The 24,850-nt window shown below is 70.2% G+C and carries 23 protein-coding genes and 4 tRNA genes; 12 read left to right on the top strand and 15 right to left on the bottom strand.

Annotated features, from left to right (window positions below):
* Window positions 1-38: 38 nt before the first annotated feature.
* The gene (locus OHB00_RS24530) at window positions 39-623 is read right to left on the bottom strand and encodes a Uma2 family endonuclease (RefSeq protein ID WP_406437603.1); all 585 of its coding nucleotides are present in this window, start codon (window positions 621-623) and stop codon (window positions 39-41) included.
* A 145-nt stretch (window positions 624-768) separates the two neighbouring features.
* Here OHB00_RS24530 and OHB00_RS24525 point away from each other — a divergent pair, with 145 nt between their 5' ends.
* The gene (locus OHB00_RS24525; protein WP_406437601.1) at window positions 769-1,281 is read left to right on the top strand and encodes a GNAT family N-acetyltransferase; all 513 of its coding nucleotides are present in this window, start codon (window positions 769-771) and stop codon (window positions 1,279-1,281) included.
* Window positions 1,282-1,293: 12 nt separating this feature from the next.
* Here OHB00_RS24525 and OHB00_RS24520 read toward each other — a convergent pair whose 3' ends face one another.
* Both OHB00_RS24520 and OHB00_RS24515 read right to left on the bottom strand, forming a co-directional pair.
* Entirely contained in the window at window positions 1,294-1,758 is a 465-nt protein-coding gene (locus tag OHB00_RS24520; protein WP_406437598.1) for a Clp protease N-terminal domain-containing protein, read from the bottom strand.
* 7 nt (window positions 1,759-1,765) lie between these two features.
* Window positions 1,766-1,969, bottom strand: coding sequence for a helix-turn-helix domain-containing protein (locus OHB00_RS24515; protein ID WP_351485525.1), 204 nt, complete (start codon window positions 1,967-1,969; stop codon window positions 1,766-1,768).
* Between the two features lie 230 nt (window positions 1,970-2,199).
* Here OHB00_RS24515 and OHB00_RS24510 point away from each other — a divergent pair, with 230 nt between their 5' ends.
* The 6 genes from OHB00_RS24510 (at window position 2,200) to purM (ending at window position 8,779) form a co-directional block, all read left to right on the top strand.
* Entirely contained in the window at window positions 2,200-2,544 is a 345-nt protein-coding gene (locus OHB00_RS24510) for a hypothetical protein (protein ID WP_406437596.1), read from the top strand.
* A complete protein-coding gene (locus tag OHB00_RS24505; RefSeq protein ID WP_406437594.1) occupies window positions 2,541-4,559 on the top strand; it encodes an esterase-like activity of phytase family protein in 2,019 nt (672 codons plus the stop codon). Before OHB00_RS24510 ends, OHB00_RS24505 begins: the two co-directional genes overlap by 4 nt.
* Window positions 4,560-4,583: 24 nt before the next feature.
* Window positions 4,584-5,381, top strand: coding sequence for a sterol carrier family protein (locus OHB00_RS24500; protein WP_406437592.1), 798 nt, complete (start codon window positions 4,584-4,586; stop codon window positions 5,379-5,381).
* Window positions 5,382-5,464: 83 nt separating this feature from the next.
* Window positions 5,465-5,896 (top strand): META domain-containing protein, encoded by a 432-nt coding sequence (locus tag OHB00_RS24495; RefSeq protein WP_406437590.1) that lies wholly within the window; start codon window positions 5,465-5,467, stop codon window positions 5,894-5,896.
* A 242-nt stretch (window positions 5,897-6,138) separates the two neighbouring features.
* Window positions 6,139-7,668 (top strand): amidophosphoribosyltransferase, encoded by a 1,530-nt coding sequence (gene purF / locus OHB00_RS24490; RefSeq protein ID WP_406437588.1) that lies wholly within the window; start codon window positions 6,139-6,141, stop codon window positions 7,666-7,668.
* A 40-nt stretch (window positions 7,669-7,708) separates the two neighbouring features.
* Window positions 7,709-8,779, top strand: a complete 1,071-nt coding sequence (purM, locus tag OHB00_RS24485; RefSeq protein WP_406437586.1) for a phosphoribosylformylglycinamidine cyclo-ligase — start codon at window positions 7,709-7,711, stop codon at window positions 8,777-8,779.
* A 139-nt stretch (window positions 8,780-8,918) separates the two neighbouring features.
* Here the strand turns inward: purM and OHB00_RS24480 are convergent, their stop codons facing one another.
* Window positions 8,919-9,182 carry a DUF3073 domain-containing protein gene (locus tag OHB00_RS24480; protein WP_046733692.1) on the bottom strand — a complete coding sequence of 88 codons (264 nt, stop codon included), beginning with the start codon at window positions 9,180-9,182 and terminating at the stop codon, window positions 8,919-8,921.
* Window positions 9,183-9,482: 300 nt separating this feature from the next.
* Window positions 9,483-10,574: a Leu/Phe/Val dehydrogenase gene (locus OHB00_RS24475; RefSeq protein ID WP_406437584.1), complete on the bottom strand. Its 1,092-nt coding sequence runs from the start codon at window positions 10,572-10,574 to the stop codon at window positions 9,483-9,485.
* Between the two features lie 255 nt (window positions 10,575-10,829).
* Here OHB00_RS24475 and OHB00_RS24470 point away from each other — a divergent pair, with 255 nt between their 5' ends.
* A complete protein-coding gene (locus OHB00_RS24470; RefSeq protein WP_406437582.1) occupies window positions 10,830-11,672 on the top strand; it encodes a hypothetical protein in 843 nt (280 codons plus the stop codon).
* Between the two features lie 630 nt (window positions 11,673-12,302).
* Window positions 12,303-12,509 carry a developmental transcriptional regulator BldC gene (gene bldC / locus OHB00_RS24465; protein ID WP_003949541.1) on the top strand — a complete coding sequence of 69 codons (207 nt, stop codon included), beginning with the start codon at window positions 12,303-12,305 and terminating at the stop codon, window positions 12,507-12,509.
* A gap of 505 nt (window positions 12,510-13,014) precedes the next feature.
* On the opposite strand, the gene OHB00_RS24460 is transcribed toward bldC, so the two are convergent.
* The 4 genes from OHB00_RS24460 to OHB00_RS24445 form a co-directional block, all read right to left on the bottom strand.
* Window positions 13,015-13,206 carry a DUF6274 family protein gene (locus OHB00_RS24460; RefSeq protein ID WP_406437580.1) on the bottom strand — a complete coding sequence of 64 codons (192 nt, stop codon included), beginning with the start codon at window positions 13,204-13,206 and terminating at the stop codon, window positions 13,015-13,017.
* Between the two features lie 947 nt (window positions 13,207-14,153).
* Window positions 14,154-14,228, bottom strand: a tRNA-Asp gene (locus OHB00_RS24455).
* A 93-nt stretch (window positions 14,229-14,321) separates the two neighbouring features.
* Entirely contained in the window at window positions 14,322-18,266 is a 3,945-nt protein-coding gene (gene hrpA, locus OHB00_RS24450; protein ID WP_406437578.1) for an ATP-dependent RNA helicase HrpA, read from the bottom strand.
* Between the two features lie 296 nt (window positions 18,267-18,562).
* A complete protein-coding gene (locus tag OHB00_RS24445) occupies window positions 18,563-18,856 on the bottom strand; it encodes a hypothetical protein (RefSeq protein ID WP_406437577.1) in 294 nt (97 codons plus the stop codon).
* A gap of 382 nt (window positions 18,857-19,238) precedes the next feature.
* Here OHB00_RS24445 and OHB00_RS24440 point away from each other — a divergent pair, with 382 nt between their 5' ends.
* On the top strand, window positions 19,239-19,721 hold the full coding sequence (locus OHB00_RS24440) for a PH domain-containing protein (protein WP_406437576.1): 483 nt from the start codon (window positions 19,239-19,241) through the stop codon (window positions 19,719-19,721).
* Between the two features lie 38 nt (window positions 19,722-19,759).
* On the opposite strand, the gene OHB00_RS24435 is transcribed toward OHB00_RS24440, so the two are convergent.
* The 5 genes from OHB00_RS24435 to OHB00_RS24415 form a co-directional block, all read right to left on the bottom strand.
* A tRNA-Phe gene (locus tag OHB00_RS24435) sits at window positions 19,760-19,833 on the bottom strand.
* Between the two features lie 24 nt (window positions 19,834-19,857).
* Window positions 19,858-19,932: transfer RNA gene (locus tag OHB00_RS24430), tRNA-Asp, on the bottom strand.
* Window positions 19,933-19,969: 37 nt separating this feature from the next.
* Window positions 19,970-20,042, bottom strand: a tRNA-Glu gene (locus OHB00_RS24425).
* Window positions 20,043-20,122: 80 nt separating this feature from the next.
* On the bottom strand, window positions 20,123-21,703 hold the full coding sequence (locus OHB00_RS24420) for a metallophosphoesterase (RefSeq protein ID WP_406437574.1): 1,581 nt from the start codon (window positions 21,701-21,703) through the stop codon (window positions 20,123-20,125).
* Window positions 21,704-21,754: 51 nt separating this feature from the next.
* Entirely contained in the window at window positions 21,755-22,105 is a 351-nt protein-coding gene (locus OHB00_RS24415; protein ID WP_406437573.1) for a metallopeptidase family protein, read from the bottom strand.
* Between the two features lie 202 nt (window positions 22,106-22,307).
* On the opposite strand from OHB00_RS24415, the gene OHB00_RS24410 reads away from it, so the two are divergent.
* Entirely contained in the window at window positions 22,308-23,237 is a 930-nt protein-coding gene (locus OHB00_RS24410; protein ID WP_406437571.1) for a TolB family protein, read from the top strand.
* Window positions 23,238-23,241: 4 nt separating this feature from the next.
* On the opposite strand, the gene OHB00_RS24405 is transcribed toward OHB00_RS24410, so the two are convergent.
* Window positions 23,242-23,829 (bottom strand): hypothetical protein, encoded by a 588-nt coding sequence (locus OHB00_RS24405; RefSeq protein ID WP_406437569.1) that lies wholly within the window; start codon window positions 23,827-23,829, stop codon window positions 23,242-23,244.
* Window positions 23,830-23,963: 134 nt separating this feature from the next.
* On the opposite strand from OHB00_RS24405, the gene OHB00_RS24400 reads away from it, so the two are divergent.
* Window positions 23,964-24,488 (top strand): hypothetical protein, encoded by a 525-nt coding sequence (locus OHB00_RS24400; protein ID WP_406437567.1) that lies wholly within the window; start codon window positions 23,964-23,966, stop codon window positions 24,486-24,488.
* The last annotated feature ends 362 nt before the right edge of the window (window positions 24,489-24,850 follow it).

The raw sequence follows: 24,850 nt of genomic DNA, 5'->3' as shown, positions 1-24,850 counted from the left end.
AGGCCCCGCTCGGAAGCATCCGGGCGGGGCTTCTCGGCTCACCGGACGTAGTTCTTGAGGATCTCCGTGTCCAGCTCGATGTTCATGGGGCCGGGCACGCACACCTTCTCGCCGAACTTCGAGGTCTGGACGGTGCGGTAGCCACCGACCTGCCGGTCCGGGCCGCTGTGCACCGTGACCGTGCACGAGTCCCGGTCGATCAGGAGGTACAGCGGGATCCCGGCCTGGCCGTACGCGGTCGGTTTCTCATGCCGGTCCCGTCGGTCCGTGTCCGAGTCGTACGAGGTGATCTCGACGACCATGAGCGCGCCGTCCGGGTCGGCCCACTCGCCGTGCCCCGCGAAGTGGGCCTCCGGCGCGAGTACTGCGTCCGGCTTGGCTCTGCCTTCCCGGTACGCATCGACCCGGAGCCCTTGGCCCTGGTACAGGTCCAGGTCGGGCCTGCTCTGCATACAGCGCCGGGCGAGCCAGGACACGATGGTGCTGTGGTCCCCGTCCGTCACCTTCTTGACTCCGATCCGTCCGTCGATGAACTCCAACGTGACGGTCTCGGGAGCGGCGGAGGCGATCGTTTCGAACTCTTCCACCGACATCTGAGACGTGCGCTCGGCCATAACCGTCATGTTGCACCCCCTTTCAGGCGAAGGCCAGCGTTGCCCGGTTCCGGCGGTGTGGGGGCGGGTGTCGCCGTCGATCACTCGCACGAGTGATCGGTTCGGACTCTCCCGGAACCTTTCGGGTTCGAGCCGGACACCGCATCCTTCTGGCATGTACTTGCGTGACGTCACCCCGGACGACGTGGACGTCCATGTCCGCATGCGCTGCGACCCCGTGATGATGAGGGACCTCGGCGGGCCGTTGCCCAGGGAGGGGATGAGGGACAAGGTGCGCCGGGACGCCGAGGAGGCGGCGGCCGGTATCTCGTGGATCCGGATGATCGTTCCTGATCCCGACGCCCCCGAGGTCGTCGCGGGAAACGTGTGCATCTGGGCGCACGACGAGGGCGGGGAGCCGGTCTCGGAGATCGGGTGGATGGTGCTGCCCGAGTTCCAGGGGCGCGGGCTCGGCAAGCTCGCCACCCGCGCGCTTCTCGAACGGGCCCGGGACGAGGACCGCTGGGGCGACATCCACGCCTTCCCGGCGACGGCCAACGGCCCCTCGAACGGCATCTGCCGGTCCCTCGGCTTCCGCCTCCTCGGCGAGATCGACGTCGACTTCGCCGACCGGGTCATCCACAGCAACCACCGGGTGATCACCCCGGCTTCCGACCTGGCCCCCTGACCACCCCGGGGTTCAGCGGCCCGGCTGCCTCAGGCGTGCCCGGGCCGCGGTGCGGTCGATACCGAGCTCTGCCAGGAGTTCCGCCACGGGATCCGGCCGCCGGCAGTCGAGCAGGGCCAGCAGCAGGTGTTCCGGTGTGATGCGGCGACTGCCGGCCTTCCTCGTCTCGGCCAGGGCACGGGGGAGCACGGCGCGGGCGCCCGATGTGAAGGGCGTGCGCTTGCGTGACGCGGGAATCGGGGCCCGATCGATCCCCTGGACGTCGATGCCGACCACGGCCAGCGCGGCCCGGTCGAGGGTGTCGAGGGCGGCGCGTGCGGTCTCCAGGCCGGTTCCGAGAACCCGGACCGCGCCGGGCTCGTGAAGCACTCCCAGGAGGAGGTGCTCGGTACCGATGCGGCGGTCGCCGCGCAGCTTGGTTTCGTCGAGCGCCGACGCGACGGTCGCCCGGGCCTCTGCTGCGAACTGCTCGAACATGGTCGTCTCACTTTCCGTACTTGGCGTGGACGGACTGCCGGGACACGCCCAGGGCGTCCCCGATCTGTTCCCAGGACCATCCCTGTTCCCGTGCGCGCACCACGGCCGCCGCTTCGACCTGCTCGGCCAGTCGGTGCAGGGCCCCCACGGCCCGCAGTCCCACCGCGGGGTCGTGCGACCTGAGACGTTCTGAGAGATCTCCTGCGTTCATGTGTGTCAGTCTGGATTGACGGATCGCGGTTGTCAACCCAGGCTGACAGAGGGCCTTCGGGGCGTTGCCCTTGGAAGGGCCTGTGGGGATATGCGGTGAAGGAGTGGAGACGCCTCTTCGGACGCGGCCGTCTCGCCGCTACCCTCCGGAAAAGTCACTTGCCAACTGCCGATGCTCGTGGGGTAGTTGGAGGGGTGGCACATCCGTGAGCGAGCTGGGGGAGCAGCCGGATGGAGATCAGGTTCGAAGCGGCGGGATCTGCCCGCGAGGACGAACTACTTTCCCTGTACGACTGGTTGGCTGCCGACCGTGCCCTGCGCGGCCAGGTCCGGGTGACCCGGGTCGCGGAAGCCGGTGCGGGCGCGGGCCGGATGGGCCCCGGCCTGGACGCCGTGCTCGCGGTGCTGTCCACCGTGAGCAGTGTGGGCCAGCTCCACCTGTCGTATCTGGCCTGGCGGCGGAGCCACCGGCCGCGCAGCCGGGTCAGCGTCGAGATCACCGGGGATCCCGACCAGGTGGCGGACCTCATGCGCAGGTTCGCGGAGGCCGACGACGCGGACGGAGATCCGCAGTGACGGACACCACGTCCGTCGAGAGCTTCGGCCGGATCGACCCGGAGCGCTCCGCCTGCGTCCTGATCGGCGTGGACGACTACACCCACCTGGACCCGCTGCGCAGCGTCAGGCTCAACCTCAAGGAGCTGCGCGCCGCGCTCACCGACCCGGACATCTGGGGCATCCCCGACGACGAACGGAAGCGGATCCGTACGGTCGCCAACCCGGCCTCCCCGGCCGAGCTGGTCGGCCCGATCCGCGAGGCCGCCGCACTCGCCGAGGACACGCTGATTGTCTACTACGCCGGTCACGGGCTCATCGACCGCCACGAACGGCAGCTGCTGCTCACCCTGCCGGACTCGGTCGAGGACCAGCCGGACACCTGTGTCCGCTCCGGCGACGTCCGCCGCGCCATCCGCGACACGGGTTCCGCGCTGCGCCGGGTACTGATCCTCGACTGCTGCTTCAGCGGCCATGTGCTGACAGAGATGACGGACGGCCACGGCCAGGACGTCCAGGTGGCCGTGGAGACGCTGCGGGACGTCGAAGGGTCGTACGTGATGACCTCCGCCCCGCGCGACCGGCCCTCTCACGCCCCCGACCCCAAGCGCTGCACCCTGTTCACCGGCGCCCTCGTCGACGTCATGCGCCAGGGCCTGCCGGACGGCCCGGAGATGCTCGGCCTGCGCGACCTCTTCCTGGAGGCCAAGAGCCGTATCCACGCCCTCAGGCCCGAGGTCCCGCAGGAACCGCAGGACGAGGACCACAACGGCGTCGGCGGCCTCGACTTCGTCCGCAACGTCGCCAAAGGGCCCCGGTGGCCCCTCCAGGTCCCCCTGCCCCCGCCCACGCGCTGGCAGCGCATCCGCACCCCCGTTCTCTCCGTGACCGCGGGCGCCCTCGGTCTCGCCCTCGGCCTGGGCGCCCCGCCCCTCGTCCACTGGTGGCACGACACCCACCCGGCCGCCGCCGCCGGCCCCTGCGCCGCCCCCTCACCGGACGACGCGGCGGCGCCCCGCGCCGTACTGCTCGATCACTCCGACGCGCTGAACAAGAAGAGCGTCGACTACGAGGACATCTACGGCCTGTCCGCCCTGGCCCTCGTCTCGCAGGGCAAGGACGTCAGGGCGCTCGCGCTCGCCGACAACGCCCCGGGCCGGGTCTGGCCCGTCACCCTCGGGTCCCCGTTCAAGCTCGGTCCCAGTGCCGGCACGGCCGTGCCGCTGCGCCGCGCGGACGGCACGAAGTTCCCGATCGACGGCGACTGGTACGACGGCGAGGGCATGGTCGTCGAACAGGGCGGCAAGACCATGCTGGTCTCCTCCGAGACCGGCCCGGCCATCCGCCGCTTCGACGTCGCCACCGGCCGGCAGGTCGGCAAGGACCTCCTCATCCCGAAGAAGCTGCGCTACGCGCCCGACGGTTCTGCGCAGACCGGCCGCAGCATCGAGTCCCTCGCCGTCTCCCCGGACGGCCGCCACCTCTACGCCGGCTGGGAGGGGCCCCTGGCCGACGACGGCGACACCCGCGGCCGGGGCATCATCCGCATCCAGCGCTACACGGGAACACCCGGCGGCGACTACACCCCGGACGGGCAGTACGCGTTCCTCGCCGACGACGGCATGTACCTGTCCGAGCTGACCGCCATCGACGACAACGGCGACCTCCTCGCGCTGGAACGCCAGTACGTCGCCGGTCTCGGCTCGGAGATCCGGATCGTCCAGCTCTCCCTCTCCCACGCCCAGGACGTCACGAAGCTGAACTCGCTGTGGCACCAGTCCGCCAACATCTACGCCGCCGACGAACTGGTCGTCGACATGGCGACCTGCCCCGCGGGCGGCCCCGGCGCGGTCGCCGTCTCGGCCTCGAACCCGCAGCACCCGCTCCTCGACAACGTGGAGGGCATGGCCCTCGGCGCCCCCTGGACCTCCGGCAGGTACAAGGGCTGGCACCCGCTCTACCTGGTCTCCGACGACAACGACAGCGAAACCCAGATCACCCGCTTCTACTCGCTCGCCGTGAAGCTGCGCCGCTGAACGCCGATGAATAGGCTCACCGCCATGCCCCAGGCCAAGAAGCGCGCCCGCAGTTACGACCCGGTCAGGACCCGTACGGCCGTCCTCGCCCAGCTCTCGAACGTGCGGGACGCCGTCCGCACCCTCACCCCCGAGCAGCTCGCGCTCCCCACCCGGCTCGGCGGGTGGACCGTGCGGCACCTCGTGGCCCACATCGGCATGGCGCTCACCGCCGTCCACCGGGCCCTGGACCAGCCCGAGCCGGCCCGGGCCGACGCGGTCCTCCTCGACTGGCCGTTCGGGACATCCGCAAACGCCGCCGCCATCGACGACTTCACCCGGCGCCTCGCCGCCGACCAGTCCGATCTCGGCGCCTGTCTCACCGACGTCGACGCCGACCTCCGCGCCCTGCTCGACGCGCACCCCGGCACCCGGCTGCTCGCCACCAACGTCGGCGCCCTGTCCCTCGACGACTACCTCGTCACCCGGGCCGTGGAGCTGGTCGTCCACACCGACGACCTCAACGCGGCCGTCGCCGGACTGGAGGTGCCCCACGACCGGCAGGCCCTCGCCGCCTGCACCCGGCTGCTCGCCGACGCGCTCGCGGTCAGGGCGCCCGGCGGCTCCACCGAGGTGCGGGTGCCGCCGTACGCCGTGGTGCAGTGCGTCGAAGGGCCCCGGCACACCCGGGGCACCCCGCCGAACGTCGTCGAGACCGACCCGCTGACCTGGATCCGGCTGGCCACCGGACGGCTGGCGTGGCAGGAGGCCGTGGCGGACGCCAGGGTCAGCGCGAGCGGGGAGCGGGCGGACCTCGGGGCCTACCTGCCCGTCATGCGGTGAGGGAACACGTTGAGGGAACACGTTGAGGGAACCGATCACCCTGTGCGTTCCGTCGAATCGGTATGTACGGGTTGAAACAGCGCATGCGCCGTATGACCCTGACGACGGCGGCGGCCGCCCTGCTCGTCCTGCTCGCGGTGGCCTGTGGCAGTGAGGGAGGTGGGTCCGTGGCGAGCCGGCCGCCGGTGACCGGGATCGACTGGACCGTCGACAGCGTGACCGTCGACGGCACCACCCACCGCTCCCCCGCGCACGCCCACGTGCGGATCGAGGACGGCCGGGCGGCCGGCAGCCTCGGGTGCAACCAGTTCAGCGCCACGGCACAGATCACCGACGACCGGATCCGGCTGAGTCACACCCGCACCACCCGGATGGCCTGCGACAACGCCCGGATGACCTTCGAACGCGCCCTCGCCCGCACGCTCACCGCCGGACCGCTGACCATGAAGAGCGAGGACCGGAAACTCATCCTCACCACGGCCGACGGCGACCGAGTCCAGCTGTCCAGGACGTGACCGCGACACGAGCGCGGCTCCCGCGACCGGCCCCGAATGATGTGCGACACCTCACTCAGGGATACGGTGCCAGGGGGTTGCGCAGGCACCGGTCTTCACGAACCGGCGCCACCTGGAGAAACCTCTCACCGCGCTGACCTGCGGAAATGGAGAAAGCCACAAGTGCGTCCGCGGTCGTAGATCCATTACGGCTGTGTATCCCCAATTCGGACCAGTGGTCGACCTCGCCTACACTCGGTGTCGTGCCACGTGGTGACGGTCTCCTCAATCACGATCTGCTCCCCGGTGAGAAGGGCCCCCAGGACGCTTGCGGTGTCTTCGGTGTCTGGGCTCCGGGTGAAGAGGTCGCCAAGCTCACGTACTTCGGGCTGTACGCCCTCCAGCATCGGGGCCAGGAGTCCGCGGGTATCGCGGTCAGCAACGGCTCCCAGATCCTCGTCTTCAAGGACATGGGCCTTGTCTCCCAGGTCTTCGACGAGACCTCCCTCGGCTCGCTCCAGGGTCACATCGCGGTCGGTCACGCCCGCTACTCGACCACCGGCGCCTCCGTGTGGGAGAACGCCCAGCCGACGTTCCGCGCCACCGCGCACGGCTCGATCGCGCTCGGCCACAACGGCAACCTGGTCAACACGGCGCAGCTCGCCGAGATGGTCGCCGAACTCCCGAAGGACAACAACGGCCGCTCCACCCGGGTCGCGGCCACCAACGACACCGACCTGCTCACCGCTCTCCTCGCGGCCCAGGTCGACGCCGACGGCAAGCCGCTGACCATCGAGGAGGCCGCGCACGCGGTCCTCCCGAAGGTGCGCGGCGCCTTCTCCCTCGTCTTCATGGACGAGCACACCCTCTACGCCGCCCGCGACCCGCAGGGCATCCGCCCTCTCGTCCTCGGCCGTCTTGAGCGCGGCTGGGTGGTCGCGTCGGAGTCCGCCGCCCTCGACATCTGCGGCGCCAGCTTCGTCCGCGAGATCGAGCCGGGCGAGTTCGTCGCCATCGACGAGAACGGCCTGCGGACCTCCCGATTCGCTGACGCGAAGCCCAAGGGCTGCGTCTTCGAGTACGTGTACCTGGCCCGCCCCGACACCGACATCGCCGGACGGAACGTCTACCTCTCCCGCGTGGAGATGGGCCGGAAGCTGGCCAAGGAAGCCCCGGTCGACGCCGACATGGTGATAGCGACCCCGGAGTCCGGCACCCCCGCCGCCATCGGCTACGCGGAGGCCTCCGGCATCCCCTTCGGCAACGGCCTGGTCAAGAACGCCTACGTCGGCCGGACCTTCATCCAGCCCTCGCAGACCATCCGGCAGCTCGGCATCCGCCTGAAGCTGAACCCGCTGAAGGAAGTCATCAAGGGCAAGCGTCTGGTCGTCGTCGACGACTCGATCGTGCGCGGCAACACCCAGCGGGCCCTCGTGCGGATGCTCCGGGAAGCGGGTGCGGCCGAGGTCCACATCCGGATCTCCTCGCCGCCCGTGAAGTGGCCGTGCTTCTTCGGCATCGACTTCGCCACCCGCGCCGAGCTCATCGCCAACGGCATGACCATCGAGGAGATCGGCACCTCGCTCGGCGCCGACTCCCTGGCGTACATCTCCATCGACGGCATGATCGAGGCGACCACCATCGCCAAGCCGAACCTCTGCCGCGCCTGCTTCGACGGCGAGTACCCGATGGAGCTCCCGGACCCCGAGCTGCTCGGCAAGCAGCTCCTGGAGACCGAGCTGGCCGCCGGTCCGGCAGCCACGGCCGCGGCCGACGCGATCCGTCGCCCGTAAGCCTCGCCAGCCCCGTCATCAACCCGAAAGATCCCAGGCAATGTCTGAGAGCCAGCCCTCCGGTGCCTCCTACGCGGCCGCCGGCGTCGACATCGAGGCGGGCGACCGCGCCGTAGAGCTGATGAAGGAGTGGGTGAAGAAGACGCAGCGCCCCGAGGTCCTCGGCGGCCTCGGCGGCTTCGCCGGCCTCTTCGACGCCTCCGCGCTGAAGAACTACGAGCGTCCGCTGCTCGCGTCAGCGACCGACGGCGTGGGCACGAAGGTGGACATCGCCCGGCAGCTGGGCGTCTACGACACCATCGGCCACGACCTGGTCGCCATGGTCATGGACGACATCGTGGTGTGCGGCGCCGAGCCGCTGTTCATGACCGACTACATCTGTGTCGGCAAGGTCCACCCCGAGCGGGTCGCCGCCATCGTCAAGGGCATCGCCGAGGGCTGTGTGCTGGCCGGCTGCGCCCTGGTGGGCGGCGAGACGGCCGAGCACCCGGGCCTGCTCGGCGCGGACGACTTCGACGTGGCGGGCGCCGGTACGGGCGTGGTGGAGGCCGACCGGCTGCTCGGCGCGGATCGTATCCGTACGGGTGACGCGGTGATCGCCATGGCGTCCTCCGGGCTTCACTCGAACGGGTACTCCCTGGTCCGGCACGTCCTGCTGAACCAGGCCGGCCTCGCGCTCGACGCCCACATCGAGGAATTCGGCCGCACCCTCGGCCAGGAACTCCTGGAGCCGACCAAGATCTACTCGCTGGACTGCCTGGCCCTGATGCGTACGGCGGAGGTCCACGCCTTCAGCCACATCACCGGCGGCGGACTCGCCGCGAACCTGGCCCGGGTGATCCCGGACCACCTGCACGCGATCGTCGACCGCGCCACCTGGACGCCGGGTCCGGTCTTCGACCTGGTCGGCCGCACCGGCAGCGTCGAGCGGCTCGAACTGGAGAAGACGCTCAACATGGGCGTCGGCATGATCGCGATCGTCCCGCAGGAATCGGTGGATGTGGCGCTGACCACACTGGCCGACCGCGGGGTCGAGGCATGGGTCGCCGGCGAGATCACCGAGCGCGGCGAGCACACCACCGGTGCGGAACTGGTGGGGGACTACGCATAAGCCCAGCCCCTCCGGCCTCCGAGGAGCAGGGTCCGGGGCTCAGGGTCCCGGGGCGTAGCCCCGCGAGGCCAGCACAAAACCCGGTCCGGCATGAAAACCCCGGACCGGGCAAGTGGAAGCGGCTCAGCAGCCGCTGAAGTCAAGCACCGCGACGATGCTGGGAGTGCGGACCGGACTGATCGTCCTCGTCCTCGTCCTCATCGTCGTCGTTGTAGAGATCCGCGTACTGGGCGTACGGGTCGTCGTCCTCGTCGTCGTCCTCGAACGGCTCGCCATTCGGCGGCTGGCTCGAAGTCGATGCGCCCAGCTCGCTGGCCAGACGTGACAGGTCAGTCCCACCGCTGTTGTACTTCAGCTGGCGGGCGACCTTCGTCTGCTTGGCCTTGGCCCGGCCGCGCCCCATGGCTCGACCCCCTCGGTGACGGGGCTCGGTGGCCCCAGAGTCTGACACGCGTTCATGATCCGGAACGGGCTCTCCTCGGAGAGACCGGTCCGTAGGGCTTCCACGGTACCTGAGCCCGCGCCCATACGGTACGTCGCCCGCACCACGCGCCTGACTCGATGACCCGCGAGGCGCCCCGTCCCCGCTGGTCAACCACGATTTTAACCACTTCCTGGCGGGCGACCCGCCGACGAACGTGAGAGTTCTCTCCAACTGTCCGCCGGCAGGTACCGGAAATCCGTCCGGAAACCCGGCGTCCGATCAGCGTCCACCCGCCGTTGCCGCTTCGTGCATCCGCTGTTCGGCGATCCTGTCGGCCGCCGCCGCCGGGGGGATTCCGTCATCCTTCGCACGTGCGAAGATCGCCAGTGTGGTGTCGAAGATCTTCGCCGCCTTCGCCCTGCACCGGTCGAAGTCGAACCCGTGCAGTTCGTCGGCAACCTGGATGACCCCGCCGGCGTTCACCACGTAGTCCGGCGCGTAGAGGATCCCGCGGTCGGCGAGGTCCTTCTCGACACCCGGGTGGGCGAGCTGGTTGTTGGCCGCCCCGCACACCACCTTGGCGGTCAGCACCGGCACGGACTCGTCGCTCAGGGCGCCGCCGAGCGCGCAGGGGGCGTAGATGTCGAGACCGTCGACGCGGATCAGGGCGTCGGTGTCGGCGGCGACCTGGACCTGCGGGTGGCGGTCGGAGATCCGGCCGACGGCCTCCCGGCGCACGTCCGTGACGACCACCCGGGCGCCCTCCTCCAGGAGGTGCTCGACCAGGTGGTGGCCGACCTTGCCGACGCCCGCGATGCCGACGCTGCGGCCGCGCAGCGAGGGGTCGCCCCACAGGTGCTGGGCGCTGGCCCGCATGCCCTGGTAGACGCCGTAGGCGGTGAGCACGGAGGAGTCGCCGGCGCCGCCGTTCTCGGGGGAGCGGCCGGTGGTCCAGCGGCACTCCCGGGCCACCACGTCCATGTCGGCGACGTACGTGCCGACGTCGCAGGCGGTGACGTACCGGCCGCCGAGCGAGGCCACGAACCGCCCGTAGGCGAGCAGCAGCTCCTCGGTCTTGTCGCGGTCCGGGTCGCCGATGATCACGGCCTTGCCGCCACCGTGGTCGAGCCCGGCCATGGCGTTCTTGTACGACATCCCGCGCGCGAGGTTGAGGGCGTCGGCGACGGCCTCCTCCTCGTTGGCGTACGGGTAGAAGCGGGTGCCGCCGAGGGCGGGGCCCAGCGCGGTGGAGTGGATGGCGATGACGGCCTTGAGGCCGCTCGTGCGGTCCTGGCAGAGCACGACCTGCTCGTGACCGCCCTGGTCCGAGTGGAACAGGGTGTGCAGGACGCCGGTGGAAACGTCGGTCACTGTGGTGACTCCCGGTTGTGTCGCGTGTGTCGCGGCGGGTGGAAGCGGGGGGCTCCCGTAAGGGTGGCGGGGGCCTGGCATGAGCGTAGAGCCATTGCCCGCACACCATCCGCGCAGTGTTAAGGATCACTCTCCCGTGCCGCGAGCGCACGTATGAGCGTGGGACGATTTGCTGTGGTTTCCGCGGCCGGCCCCGGCTGACTCCGGCGTGGGCCGCGCTGGTTTCGAGCCCGGTCCGATGGGGAGGGAGCAGGCGTGCCCAAGGTGTCCTCGGTGGTCGTCCCGTACGCGACGTACCTGCGTGTGTACGAGCCGCTGGCCGCCTTCCCGGATCAGGAGCGCGACCACTGGACGCGCTACGCCCGCCGTCCGGAGCACCCGTCCTACCAGGACGAACTCCGCCGCTCCCTGGCCGACTTGCTGCCCACCCCACCGATCCCGGTGCCGGTGCAGGAGAGCGCCGACGCCTTCGTCCTGGAGGTCGACGGGGTGGTGTGCGTCTGCCCGTGGCGGACCCGGCTGCGCGGCTGGCAGGCCCTGCAGGAGCTCTCCGACGAACTGCCGAAGCCGGTCCTGGACGCGATGCTGCCGCCGGTCGTGCGCCGGCAGGCCACGATGGACTACGAGCGCTGGCTGGCCCGCAACCCCGACTGCCGGCCCTGGATCCGCACCGCGACCTGGCAGGTGCCGTTGAACTGGTTCGTGCTGGTCTCCGACGAGGAGCGCCGGTACGAGAAGGGCACCGGGGAGATCCCGCCGATGCTGCGCTACCGCACGCCGATGGTGCAGGCCCGGCGCCGGGTGGCGCGGGCGTTGCGCACGCTCAAGGACACCGTGGAGGAAGGGCCGCTGATCGACGGCCTGCTGGACGTCGGGCGCTGGCTGGAGGAGTTCCACCCGCGCTCGCTGGTCGAACTGGACTACGGCGGTCTCGTGCACGCCGTGCCGGCCGGGGACCTGGAGGACGACCATTCGGCGGCCGACGTGGCGGCCGGCATCGAGGCGCTGCGCCAGGGCGACGGGGCCGCGGCCGGGGAGGCGTACGGGCGGCTGGTGGAGCGGTGGCGGACGGTACGGGATCGCCGTTCGGCGAACTGAGTCCGGTCCGGGTGCCGGTCTGAGCGCGGACGCTCCCCGCTCCGTACTAGGTGACGGGACGTCTGATGCGGTTTACAACCGGATGACACCTGCGTGACGCATGTGCGGTGAGTGATGTACGTCACGGCCCAGAAGCCACGAAACAACGTACCTTGACGGCACTTCAGTGAACGCACTGGACGTTGGATGCCGATCCGGGCTTTTGCGTCAAGGGTGACGGATAGCACTTACACGGCTCTTGCGCCTCTTGCCACTCCTCGTGCCAAAATAGGACAAGGAGTCCGGGGAGGGCTCCATCCGTCCAAGTGTGGTGCACTGTGGGCGGATTCTCAGCATTACGTGCTTTGGGGGGTCTGGTGACTCCTGATCGTCCTGTGACTGATCGTCACAGAGGCGTGACTGTCCGCTATGGCATGGTCCATCGGCTTCCGCGGCTGATGCCTACCTGGGAGGGCAATTCCATCGGTTTGGCCGACGCGGCTGGACAGATGGTGTAGTTGTAGTGCCGAGGACAAGCCGTTCGTCCTATAACCGACTCGACTCGCGTCCGCCATTTCGGGCAACGCGGGTCAAGGTGCAGAATTTAGAGGAAAGAACCGAGAAGGTTCGGTTCTCCCGAGGAGGCCGCTCATGACCGCTCGCACCCCTGATGCCGAGCCGCTGCTGACCCCGGCTGAGGTCGCCACGATGTTCCGCGTCGACCCCAAGACGGTCACGCGGTGGGCGAAGGCCGGCAAGCTCACGTCGATCCGTACGCTCGGCGGGCACCGCCGCTACCGCGAGGCTGAGGTGCGCGCCCTGCTGGCGGGCATCCCGCAGCAGCGCAGCGAAGCCTGACCAACTGAATAGCGGGCAAACCGACCGGTCCCCCAACTGGCCGAGACGCCCGCAACCCTAGCTACAAGCGACGCGGGACCTGCCCCAACAGGGCCCACGCCCAGGCCGACAAGAACTTCTCAGGCAAGCGACACAGGGTGCGTCGTAGATCGCGCTGGACTCCGCCGGGTCCAGCGCGATCTTTTTTGTGCGTCCATGGCGTCTTCGGGGTCCCTGGCCGGCGGCTCTGTGGGCAGCCTTGTCGGAGTCTGGGGGGCGCTGTCGGATCTGCTGTGCGTGCCCCCCTGCGGGGGGCCGGGACGGGTCCACAGGGTGGTGCAATTGCACATATTAAATTGACCAGTTGTAGGAAGGGGGTAAGTACCGTCGTTTCGGAAACTCATGCGGTGACACCCGTCACATACCGCATGGGTTGTTTGTACTCCGCAGGGTGCGCTAGAGGAGCCTCGCGAGGAACCGGCCCCGCCGCAACGGCTGTTGACCCGGTTGCCCCTGCCGGCGTCGGTCACACCGCCACGGGACCTTCGTCCTCCACGGCGTCCTCGGGGGCGTCCACGGGGTGTGGGGCCGCGTCCATGGCCAGCCGCAGCAGCCGATGGCAGACCGGACAGTGCCGGGTCAGATGCCGGTACGACGAGGCGGCCGCCAGGTGGGCCCTCAGTAACGCCCGCGTCTCGTGCCGCACCGAAGCCGCCATACGCCACCTCCCGCAGGAAACCGAGCCCTCCCTTCTGGGTAACCACCGAATGTGACCCCGTCAAGGGCCCCGACACCCCCACCCGCGACTGCATACGACCGACCCGTCCCCACCCCCGCCCACGCACGTCCGCCCCGACCCCTTCCCGTGCCTCTCACGGCGCCCTTTCCGGCCCCGCGAGCCCGGCCGGTCTGCGGCCTGCGGCCTGCGGCCTGCGGTCTGCGGTCTGCCGCGAGGCCGGCCCGCGTGGCGTCTGCCGTCTGCCGCGTGGCGCGTGGCGCGTGGCGTCTGTCGCGTGCTGCGTGCTGCGTGCCGTCTGCCGCGTGCCGCGTGCCGCGTGCTGTCTGCCGTCTGCCGCGTGCCGCGTGCCGCGTGCTGTCTGCCACCTGCCGTCTGTCGCGTGCCGCGTGGCGTCTGCCACCTGCCGTCTGCCACGTGGCGTCTGACGCCTGCCGCGTGCCGTCTGTTCGCGTGCCGCGTGCCGCGTGCCGCGTGCCGTCTGCCGCGTGCCGTCTGCTGCGTGGCGCCTGCTGGCTCCCGCCTCCTGCGTGGCCCGCCGCTGCCTGCCTGCCGCGCATGGTCTGTCTGCCTGTGCGTCCGCGCCTGCCCTGCTTCCTTCGCCGCACACCCTTTCCCGCCGCGACGGTGCTCAGCCAGTGCGGCGGTCCCCGGCGGTGCCGGACCCGCCGGCTGCGGGGCGGTTCGGCACCGCCGGTCTGCGTCGTTGTGGTGGCTCGCCGTTGCGGCGGGAGAGGGGGCGGCGGGGCGGGTACGCGAAAGGCCCGCTTCCCTTGACCGGTTGCGGGCCTCAGCCGTGTGCGGTCCTGGCGGGATTTGCTGGGTTGATCGCGGCTGCGCCGCGGGCGCGGCCTTCGGTCCGGCGTCGCCTCGGCGTTGATATGCGAAAGGCCCGCTTCCCTCGACGGGATGCGGGCCTCAGCTGTATGCGGTCCTGACGGGATTTGAACCCGCGGCCTCCACCTTGACAGGGTGGCGAGCACTCCAAACTGCTCCACAGGACCAGGTTTCGCGGCACTTTGTCTGCGCTGTGCTGCGAGAAGGACTGTACAGGAGGGGGAGGGCGCCGGTCGAACTCACCCAGCGTGCCCGGTCGGTTACGGAGCCGCCGTGTCGATGGCCTTCACGATCCGCTTGTCGGAGACCGGGTACGCCGTGCCCAGCGCATGCGCGAAGTAGCTGACGCGGAGCTCCTCCAGCATCCAGCGGATGTCCAGGACCTGCTGCGGCACCGGCCGGCCCCTCGGGAGCTGCTCCAGGAGCCAGGCGTACTCGTCCTGCATCTCGTGGACCTTCTCCATGCGGGTGGTGTCCCGCTGGACGTTCGTCGGCATCTGCTGGAGACGGCGGTCCGCCGCGACCAGATAGCGCATCAGGTCGGGCAGGCGTCGTATCCCGGCCCACGTCACGAAGCCCGGCTTCACAAGGGCGTCCAGCTGCTTGCGGACGTCCGTCAGGTTTGCCAGCAGGGCGGGGCTCCGGACGCCCTTCAGACGCCGCTCACAGGCCTGCCAGGCGGCAAGCACCTGCTGCACCTGCCCGACCGTCCGGACCGTCGTGTCGACGATCTCCGCGCGCACCTTGTCGTACAGCTTCCGGTACGACTCCTCGTCCCACACCGGCCCCCCGAAGTCCGCGATCAGCTTGTCCGCCGCCGCCATCGCGCAGTCGTCGAACAGGGCCTGGATCGTGCCGTGCGGGTTCGCCGACAGCGCGAGCTTCTGGGCGTTCGTCAGCTTCTCCGACGCGAACTTGGCGGGGTTCACCGGGATGTTGCGGAGGATGAGCCGGCGCGTGCCCTTCCACATCGCCTCGGTCTGCTCCTCCTCGGTGTCGAAGAGGCGCACAAAGACCGTGTCGCCGTCGTCGACCAGGGCCGGGTAGGCCTTGACCGGCTGGCCCGCCCGGCGGGTCTCGAAGACGCGGGTGAGGGTGCCGATCGTCCAGTCGGTGAGGCCCTTGCGTTCCAGGGACTCGCCGCCCTGACGCTCCGCGGTGGCCGCGGCGGCCTGGGAGAGGGCCTGGCGCGCCTTCGGCTTCAGCCGGAGCTTCAGCGACTCCAGGTCCTTGTCCTCGGCCAGCTTCCGGCGCCGCTCGTCGACGATACGGAAGGTGATCTTCAGGTGATCGGGGACCCTCGCCCAGTCGAAGTCCTTGGCCTCGAAGGGCACGCCGACCATCCGCTTGAGCTCACGCGCCATGGTGGTGGTGAGGGGTTCCTGGAGGGGGACCGCGGCGTCCAGGAAGCGCTTCGCGAAGTCCGGCGCGGGCACGTAGTTGCGGCGAATCGGCTTGGGGAGGGTGCGGATCAGCTCCGTGACCACCTCTTCCCGCAGGCCCGGGATCTGCCAGTCGAAGCCCTCGTCCTTGACCTGGTTGAGCACCTGGAGCGGGATGTGGACGGTGACGCCGTCGGCGTCCGCCCCCGGCTCGAACTGGTACGTCACCCGGAACTTCAGCTGTCCCTGCCGCCAGGAATCCGGGTAGTCGGTCTTGGTGACCGCCTCCGCCGACTCCCGGATCAGCATCTCCCGCTCGAAGTCGAGGAACTCCGGCTGCTCGTGCCGTTTCCGCTTCCACCAGGAGTCGAAGTGGGCGCCGGAGACGACGTGTTCGGGCACCCGCTGGTCGTAGAAGTCGAAGAGCGTGTCGTCGTCGACGACGATGTCCCGGCGCCGGGCGCGGTGTTCGAGCTCCTCGACCTCGCTCAGCAGCTTGCGGTTGTCGGCGAAGAACTTGTGGTGGGTGCGCCAGTCACCCTCCACCAGCGCGTTGCGAATGAAAAGCTCGCGGCTGATCTCGGGGTCGATCCGGCCGTAGTTGACCTTCCGGTCGGCGATGATCGGTACGCCGTACAGCGTGACCTTCTCGAACGCCATCACGGCCGCCTGGTCCTTCTCCCAGTGCGGTTCGCTGTACGTCCGCTTGAGGAGATGCCCGGCGAGCGGCTCGACCCACTCCGGTTCGATCCTGGCGTTGACCCGGGCCCAGAGGCGGCTGGTCTCCACCAGTTCGGCCGACATGACGAACCGCGGGGTCTTCTTGAACAGCGCCGAGCCCGGGAAGAGCGCGAACTTGGCGTTGCGCGCGCCCAGGTACTCGTTCTTCGCGCCGTCCTTCACGTCCTTCATGCCGATGTGCGAGAGCAGGCCGGCGAGGAGGGAGACGTGCACGCGGTCGCCGGGGGCGTCCTCCTCGTTGAGGTGGATGCCCATCTGCTTGGCGACGGTCCGCAGCTGGGTGTAGATGTCCTGCCATTCGCGGATGCGCAGGAAGTTGAGGTACTCCTGCTTGCACATCCGGCGGAAGGAGCTGGAGCCGCGCTCCTTCTGCTGCTCCCTGACGTACTTCCACAGGTTGAGGAAGGCGAGGAAGTCGCTGGTCTCGTCCCGGAAGCGGGCGTGCTGCTGGTCGGCCTGGGTCTGCTTCTCGGCCGGGCGCTCGCGCGGGTCCTGGATGGAGAGCGCGGCGGCGATGACCATGACCTCGCGGACACAGCCGTTCTTGTCGGCCTCCAGGACCATGCGGGCGAGCCGCGGGTCGACGGGCAGCTGGGCGAGCCTGCGGCCGGTGTCGGTGAGCCGCTTGCGCGGATCCCTCTCGGCCGGGTCGATCGCGCCCAGCTCCTGGAGCAGCTGCACACCGTCCCGGATGTTGCGGTGGTCCGGCGGGTCGATGAACGGGAACTTCTCGATGTCCCCGAGATCGGCCGCGGTCATCTGCAGGATGACGCTCGCCAGGTTGGTACGGAGGATCTCCGCGTCCGTGAACTCCGGCCGGGAGACGAAGTCGTCCTCGCTGTACAGCCGGATGCAGATGCCGTCGGACGTACGTCCGCAGCGGCCCTTGCGCTGGTTCGCGCTGGCCTGACTGATCGCCTCGATGGGCAGCCGCTGCACCTTGGTGCGGTGGCTGTAGCGGGAGATACGGGCGAAGCCGGGGTCGATGACGTACTTGATGCCCGGCACGGTGAGCGAGGTCTCGGCGACGTTGGTCGCCAGAACGATCCTGCGACCCGTGTGCGGCTGGAACACCCGGTGCTGCTCGGCGTGCGAGAGCCGCGCGTAGAGGGGGAGGACCTCGGTGAACCTGTAGTTCTTCCTGGTGAGCGCGTCGGCGGTGTCCCGGATCTCCCGCTCTCCCGAGAGGAAGACGAGGATGTCGCCCTGCCCCTCGCCCTGGAGCTCCTCCACCGCGTCGCAGATGGCGGTGATCTGGTCCCGGTCGGCGTCCTCGGCGTCCTCTTCGAGGAGCGGCCGGTAACGCACCTCGACCGGGTACGTCCGGCCGCTCACCTCGATGATCGGGGCGTCGCCGAAGTGCTGGGAGAACCGCTCGGGGTCGATGGTCGCGGAGGTGATGACGACCTTGAGATCGGGCCTGCGCGGCAGCAACCGCGCCAGATAGCCCAGCAGGAAGTCGATGTTGAGGGACCGCTCGTGGGCCTCGTCGATGATGATCGTGTCGTAGGCGCGCAGTTCGCGGTCGGTCTGGATCTCGGCGAGCAGGATGCCGTCCGTCATCAGCTTGACGAAGGTGGCGTCGGGGTTCACCTGGTCGGTGAAGCGGACCTTCCAGCCGACGGCCTCCCCGAGCGGGGTGCGCAGCTCCTCCGCCACCCGCTCGGCGACGGTCCGGGCGGCGATCCGGCGGGGCTGGGTGTGCCCGATCATGCCGCGCACCCCCCGCCCGAGCTCCAGACAGATCTTGGGGATCTGGGTGGTCTTGCCGGAGCCGGTCTCACCGGCCACGATCACGACCTGGTGATCGCGTATCGCCTCCGCGATCTCGTCCTTCTTCTGGCTGACGGGCAGCTGCTCGGGGTACGACACGGCGGGCACGACGGCGCGTCGGCCGGCCATCCGTTCCTCGGCCCTGGCCACCTCGGCCTCGATCTCGGCGAGGACGGCGGCCCGGGCCTCCGGCTTACGGATCTTGCGCGCGCCTTCCAGCCTGCGCCCGAGCCGGTGCGCGTCGCGCAGTGAGAGCTCGGTCAGGCGAGGGGCGAGGGGGCCGAGGGCGGGGGCGGGGTGCGTAGACATACGCGGTCCAGGATCTCACCTCGGGGAAATTCATGGCGAACGCTTTTGCCTCCGGCGGTTCGGCCGGGGCGTGGGGGCTGACGTCTTGGTTCGGGTGCGGGTGGGTGGGGGCTGGTCACGCCCACGCGGCGGAGCCGCAGATCGACACCGCCCCGCGCCCCTTACGGGGCGCTTCGCCCGCCGCTTCCTCCCAGCCGCGGGCCGCGTTGCCCCTTGTCAGCCGCGGGCAGTCGTGCCGCTGGGACGGCACGGGTGGGCGCGGGCGGTGCCCTGGCGGCGCCGGTGGGTGAGACCCCTCACGGGGTTCGCTGGGCCGGAGTGGTGGGGGTTTCGGTGGGGGGTCTGGAGGAGGCTGCTGCGATCGACTTCGCCGTGTTCGATACGGCCTTGATCCCCAGGTAGGCCGTGGTCATGCTGCTGACCGCGGTGAAGGCGGCGGTCAGGACGCCGATGATCACGGACTCGTTGCCGTTGAGCCGCCAGACTCCGAAGACCGCGACCGCGGCGATCGCGAGGTTGCTGACGACGACGGCGAGGAGGCCGTAGCGCGCACGGTCCTTCTCCAGCTGTATGTCCTGGTCCCGGCTCATCTTCCCCACCCTGGTGACGTGTTGACCCGCCAGAACCTAGCGGGGGCGGGCCGCGCCGCCAAGGAGATTCAGGACGCGGCGGGGAAGACGTCGTAGTCGCCCAGCAGGTCGGTGATCACGGTGGTCGAGTCATGGTTCACGTACAGCGTCCCGCCGGGCCCCGGGTCCGCCACCGCCGCGCCGGTCCCCAGCCACTCACCACCCCTGCCACGACGATCGCGGCGAGGGACAGTCCTACGGCGGGGCGGGGTCTGTGCACTTGCTCGGCTCAGCGCTGGCACGCGGCCGTCATGCTCGCAGCCCGACCTCAAAGGGATGCCATGATCCGCTCCGGTCTTGCTCAAAACGGAGTCGCCCGGCGGAGCGCTGTCAGGCTGCGCATATGAGTGAGACGGTCTTTCGGTACACGCGCAGGCAGCGCTTGGCGATGTGGGCGTTCGCGGTGGGGATGGCGGTGTGGGCCGGGGCGGTGAGCCTGCGTGCGGCCAGGTACCTGGCTGATGGCCAGACCGGCTCCGCCGTGGGCCTGTGGCTCATGCTCGGGCTGATACCGACCGTGCTGTTCGTGCCACTGGCGGGGATGCCGACGGGCTGGACGCGCATCGACGCGGAGGGCCTGCGTACCCGCGGGATGACCGGGCGCCGACGCGTGGCCTGGAGGGACATCGAGAGCATTCACGCGCTCGCGGGCCGTGGGCGCAGCGGGTCCATCACTCAGATCGGGGTCACCCGGACCGACGGCAAGTCGTTCCTGCTGCCCATTCCCTTCAGCTCGGGGACCATCGCCGAGGACCCCGACTTCTACGAGAAGCTGGAGTTGATGCGCCGGGAGTGGAAGAAGCACGGCGGACGGGGCACGGAATGAGAACAGCCCCTCCGGAATCCCGGAGGGGCTGTCTGTTGTGGCTGGGGCCGGGGTCGAACCGGCGACCTATCGCTTTTCAGGCGATCGCTCGTACCAACTGAGCTACCCAGCCACGAGGTTTCACGTGAAACCTCAGCGGTCCTGACGGGATTTGAACCCGCGGCCTCCACCTTGACAGGGTGGCGAGCACTCCAAACTGCTCCACAGGACCAAGCTGTGTGTGCAACAGTGTTGCACACGATCTTGCGTGCCCCCAACGGGATTCGAACCCGTGCTACCGCCTTGAAAGGGCGGCGTCCTAGGCCGCTAGACGATGAGGGCTATCGGCCCGCCTGGGCGCTTCTCAGCGCGTCGGGGACGTGAGAAGCATATGGGATGGCGGGGAGTATCGCCAAAACGGTTTACGGCGCCGAGGGCGAGGCGGTGCCGGCCGTGCCTCCCGAGGGTGACGGGCTCTGTGAGGGGGACGGGGTCGCGCCGGGCTGGTTGTCCGCCGGAAGGTGGCGGCTGACCTCGGCCGTCGTCTGGCCCAGACCGCCCAGTTTGATCTCGTCCCAGGCCTGGAGCCGGTGGCTGTCCCGGTCGAAGTAGAGGATCGAGGCCTCGATCGGGTCCGGGTACTTGCCCTCGACGGCCCTGAGTCCGCTGCCGCCCGTGGAGCCCTCGACGCGGAGCCGGGTGCCGTGCGGGAGGAGCTCCGTCTGCTCGTGGTGGAGGTGGCCCGCCAGGACCAGCGGCACCTCGCCGTCCGTCATCCGGGCCGCCGACGGCTCGTGGACGACCGCGACGTCCACCGGGGTGCCGGCTGCCCGCTGCTCCCGCAGGGCCGTGGCGAGGCGGTCCCCGGCCCGGTCCTCGGCCTCGTCGCCGCCGGGGACGGTCGAGCGGTCGGGCGTGAACTGGGGGTCGCCGATCCCGGCGAAGCGCAGCCCGCCGATCGTCTCGGCGCGGCCGTCGTCCAGGACGTGCACGTTCTTCATGCGGGAGAGGTAGCGCTGGGTGGTGCCCGAGTCGTGGTTGCCCCGGACCCAGACGTAGGGCACGCCCAGGTCGGCGATGGGGTCCAGGAAGCCGTTCTCGGCCGCCGTGCCGTGGTCCATGGTGTCGCCGGAGTCGACGATCACGTTCACCTTGTACTGCGCCACCAGCGAGGCGATGATCTTCCAGCTCGCCGGGTTCAGATGGATGTCGGAGACGTGCAGGACACGGAGGGTGGCCGGGTCCGGGGAGTAGGCGGGGAGCGTCGAGGTGACGTCGTACAGCTTCGTCACGTTCGTCACCAGGCGGGCGAGCTCCTTCTGGTAGACGTCGAATTCGGTGACGATGCTGCGCGCGTTGCCGACCAGGGCCGGGGCGGAGGAGAGCAGCCCGGAGAACCTCGGCTCCAGGACGGACTCGGGGTTCCAGGTGGCGTACGCGGTCGCGCCGGAGCCGGCGAGCAGGGTCAGGGCGAGGCCGCCGGCGGTCAGGGCGCGGCGCGGGCGGCGGTAGACCGCGAGGCCCAGGGCGGTGGCGCCGGCGACGACGGCCACGCAGGAGCGTACGGCCAGGTCGAGGGTGCCGTGCTCGACATCGTGGGCGACCTCGTCCTGGAGTCCGGCGAGGCGCTCGGGATGGTCGACGAGGGCCTGGGAGCGGACCGGGTCGAGCTGGTCGACGTTGACGTCGAGGCGGACGGGACCCGTGTGGGTGTCCAGGTAGAGGGCGCCCAGCGGCGAGACGTTGATCTTCGTGCCGCCGGTGAGGGACGGGCGCAGCGTCATCGTCGTGTCCATCGGGCCGACCTGGGCGGGGACGTTCCCGACGATCAGCAGTCCGAGCCAGGCGCCGACGAGCACGACGGCGGCCAGACCGAGGACGCGGCTCCAGGCGGGCGGCCTGTGTGCCTCGGAGGTGAGTTCCAGGACGGGGAGGCGGGGTTGGCTTCGGGCTTTCCTCTGGGCTTGGCTTCGGGCTCGGGCTCGGGTACGGACGCGGGCCATTGATGCCGTATGCCCAGGATTGCGGGCTCGTATGCGGTGGTTCGCGGCGCGCTACCCCCAGCCCAGTTCGTGGAGCCGGGCGTCCCCGATGCCGAAGTGGTGCGCGACCTCGTGGACGACGGTCACGGCGACTTCGTGGACCACGTCGTCCGGCGTCTCGCAGTGACGCAGGGTCGGCCCCATGTAGACGGTGATGCGGTCGGGGAGGACCCCGGCGTACCACTCCCCGCGCTCGGTGAGCGGCGTCCCCTCGTACAGGCCCAGCAGCTCGGGGTCGTCGGCGGACGGCTCGTCATCCACGAACACGGCCACGTTGTCCATGACCCGCGTCAGTTCCGGCGGGATCCGGTCCAGGGCCTCACTCACCAGTTCTTCGAACCTGTCGCGTGTCATCTCCAGCACAGGGCCATTGTCGGGGACGAACGCGGCTGTGGCCCTATTGCACGCCTGTGACAGCGCACGCACACCGCTGTCACCCCCCGTGGGAAGACTCCCGTACTGACCACGGAAGTACTGACCACGGAAGTACTGGCCGCCGAAGTGCTGGCCGCCGAAGTACCGACCACTTGCCTTGCCGCAGCGCCATCCACCCTGGGGGAACCCGATGTCCGCACGTTACCGTCGTCGCACCGCAGCAGCCGCAGCCACCGGTGTCGCCGCCCTGCTGGCCGTGGCCGGCCTGTCCGCCGCCGCGACGGCCGCTCCCGCCGCCAAGGCGGTGAGCGTGCCCCGGGGGCTGACCGTCAGCGACGGCACCCGGCACGTTCTCGTCGGCGGCAAGTCGATCGACTTCGGTACCGTCGTCCGCGACCTGGCCTGGAACCCCAGCGGCAGCAAGGCCGCCTTCGTCGACGGCCACGGCAACCTCGTCGTCTCCGACCCCGACGGCAGCCACCGTGTCACCGTCGCCGCCAACCCGGGCAACCAGACCTGGTCCCACCCGACCTGGCAGGTCGCCGCGGCCGACCGGACGAACGGCATCCCCGCGAAGAACAACATCATCTTCGCCGCCAAGATCCACGGCAGCACGGTGCTGGAGCGCGTCAAGGCCACCAGCAACCACGGCAAGCCGGCCAAGATCAGCCTGAACAGCGACGACCCGGAGGCGGGCGCGCTCCCGCAGACGAACAACGCCTGGCCGAACGTCGGCGGGACCTACGGCACGGCCGTCTACGACAACACCCACACCGGCCAGGTCTACATCCGGGACGACTACCTGCGTCAGCAGGGCGGTGCGCTGACCAAGGGCTCCGAGCCCGCGCTCGCCCCGGACGCGGAGGAGGTCGTCTTCGTCCGCTCGGTCGGCGGGCACGACCACCTCTTCGTCGACGACCTGCGCGCCGGCACCAACGCCGTCAAGGACATCACCCCGCACGCCACCACCGACTACACCGAGCCCACCTGGTCGCCCAACGGCAAGACCATCGCCTTCCGGACCCCGGGCGGCACCTACACCGTCACCAGGACCGCCCACGGGTTCGGCAACCCCGTCAAGGTCTCCGCGCACAAGGGGCTGCCCGCCTACCGCGGCTGACCGCCTAGTCCTGTTGGCCGCCGCCCAACCGGCCGTCGGTGCGGGCGAGTTCGGCCCGCAGCGCCGCCAGGTGCTCGTCGGCCGTGTCGTGCGGCAGGAACTCGACCACGTCCAGAAAACGGAACAGGACCTGGGACTTGGTGACGGCGAACTCGTAGTCGGCGAACCCCACCACGGCACCCAGCTTCCCTCGCACGGCACCCCGGACGACATGCGCGGTCATGTCGTCCGGGGTTTCCGCGCTCGTGCCCCGCCTGGCGTTGGGGCGGGCCAGATACGGGCAGACCATCGAGGCGTAGAGCATGCACGCGCGGTGCCCGGGAGCCTCCAGGGTCGGTGCCAGGTTCCGGTACGGCCGCCCGGCGGCCAGCGCCTCACGGATCGCGGAACTCTCGGCGGCGCCGACCACCCGCCACACCGGGCCCCTGGGCATCAGGGTGTTGCAGACGGAACAGAGCCGGTTCCGGGCGCACTCCGCGCTGCGCTCGTAGTCGGTGAGCGCGAACTGCGGGGTGTCGTCCTCCCACGGGGTGATCGCGGGCACCGGGTAGCCGCGGCCGTCACGAGGCCTTGCCTCGACGCTCGCCGGCATGGGAACGGAGTCGAATCGCACACTCCATGGTGAACCACACACCCATGCCCCCGCGACGGCCGGGGGCGTGTCCTCTTGTGGGCGGCGGGAGTTGGGCAGGTTGACTCCTTTCTCCGCCCCCGGAGGTGGCCGCCGTGCGCCCTTTGAACGTGCCCGTCCGTCTGGTCGTCACGGTGATGGCGGTCGCGGCCGCCGCCGGCTGCGTGAACGTGGGTGACGACGCGGGGAAGGCCAAGCCGTCGCACTCGGCGGGGCACCGGGGCGGTGACATGGCCGACGGCGGTTCCGGGGTGTCCGGCGAGGGCGGTGCGGGGTACGGCGGTGCGGTGGCCGACGGGAAGCGCGGGCGGGGGGAGAAGGCGAAGCCGGGCGAGTCGGCGTCGGCGTCCGCGAAACCGTCCAAGGGGGCGAGCGCGGTCCCGGCCGGGCCGGCGAAGCCGGGCAGGAGCGCGGCGCCGGGGGTGCCGGCCGGGCCGACCGGGGCCCCGACGACCCCCGCGCCGCCGGCGGCCTCGCCCACCCCGCCGCCGGACTCGCCCACTCCGCCGCCCCCGGCGACGGACCCACCGTCGGCCGAGCCGTCCTCGTCGGCCCACGAGGACACGGGCACCCAGCTGGTCCGGCGCGAGCCGGCCCCGCAGGCGGGCACACCGGCGTAGAGCGGCGACCGGTTGCCCGAGCACCGCCGGGCCGTGGACGACTCCCGCGGGGCGCGAATCCCAGGCAGTGGGCGAAGGTGTTTTCGGGGGGTGGAAGAAGATGGGTGGGTCGGGTGTTGGAGGGTGTGTAGGGCTGCGCGTCCGGTCTGTGCGAGCTGTGTGGCGGCGGATTGGCGTGAGCGTCGTTGGGGTGGGGCAAGCCTGCTGTGAGCTGCGTGGTTGGCGCTCGGTTTGCCTTCCGGGGTGTTGGGTGCGTATGGTGGTAGATCGTTTGATCCCATTTGCCCGGCGCCACCGCAGAGCGCGCCGTGTGGCGCGTACTCTCCCTTGCCGTGGCGGACCGCATTGAGGCGGTCGTGAGC

The organism is Streptomyces sp. NBC_00631 (assembly GCF_045206895.1).
Lineage (GTDB): Bacteria > Actinomycetota > Actinomycetes > Streptomycetales > Streptomycetaceae > Streptomyces.
This window is presented reverse-complemented; position numbering and strand designations above follow the sequence as displayed.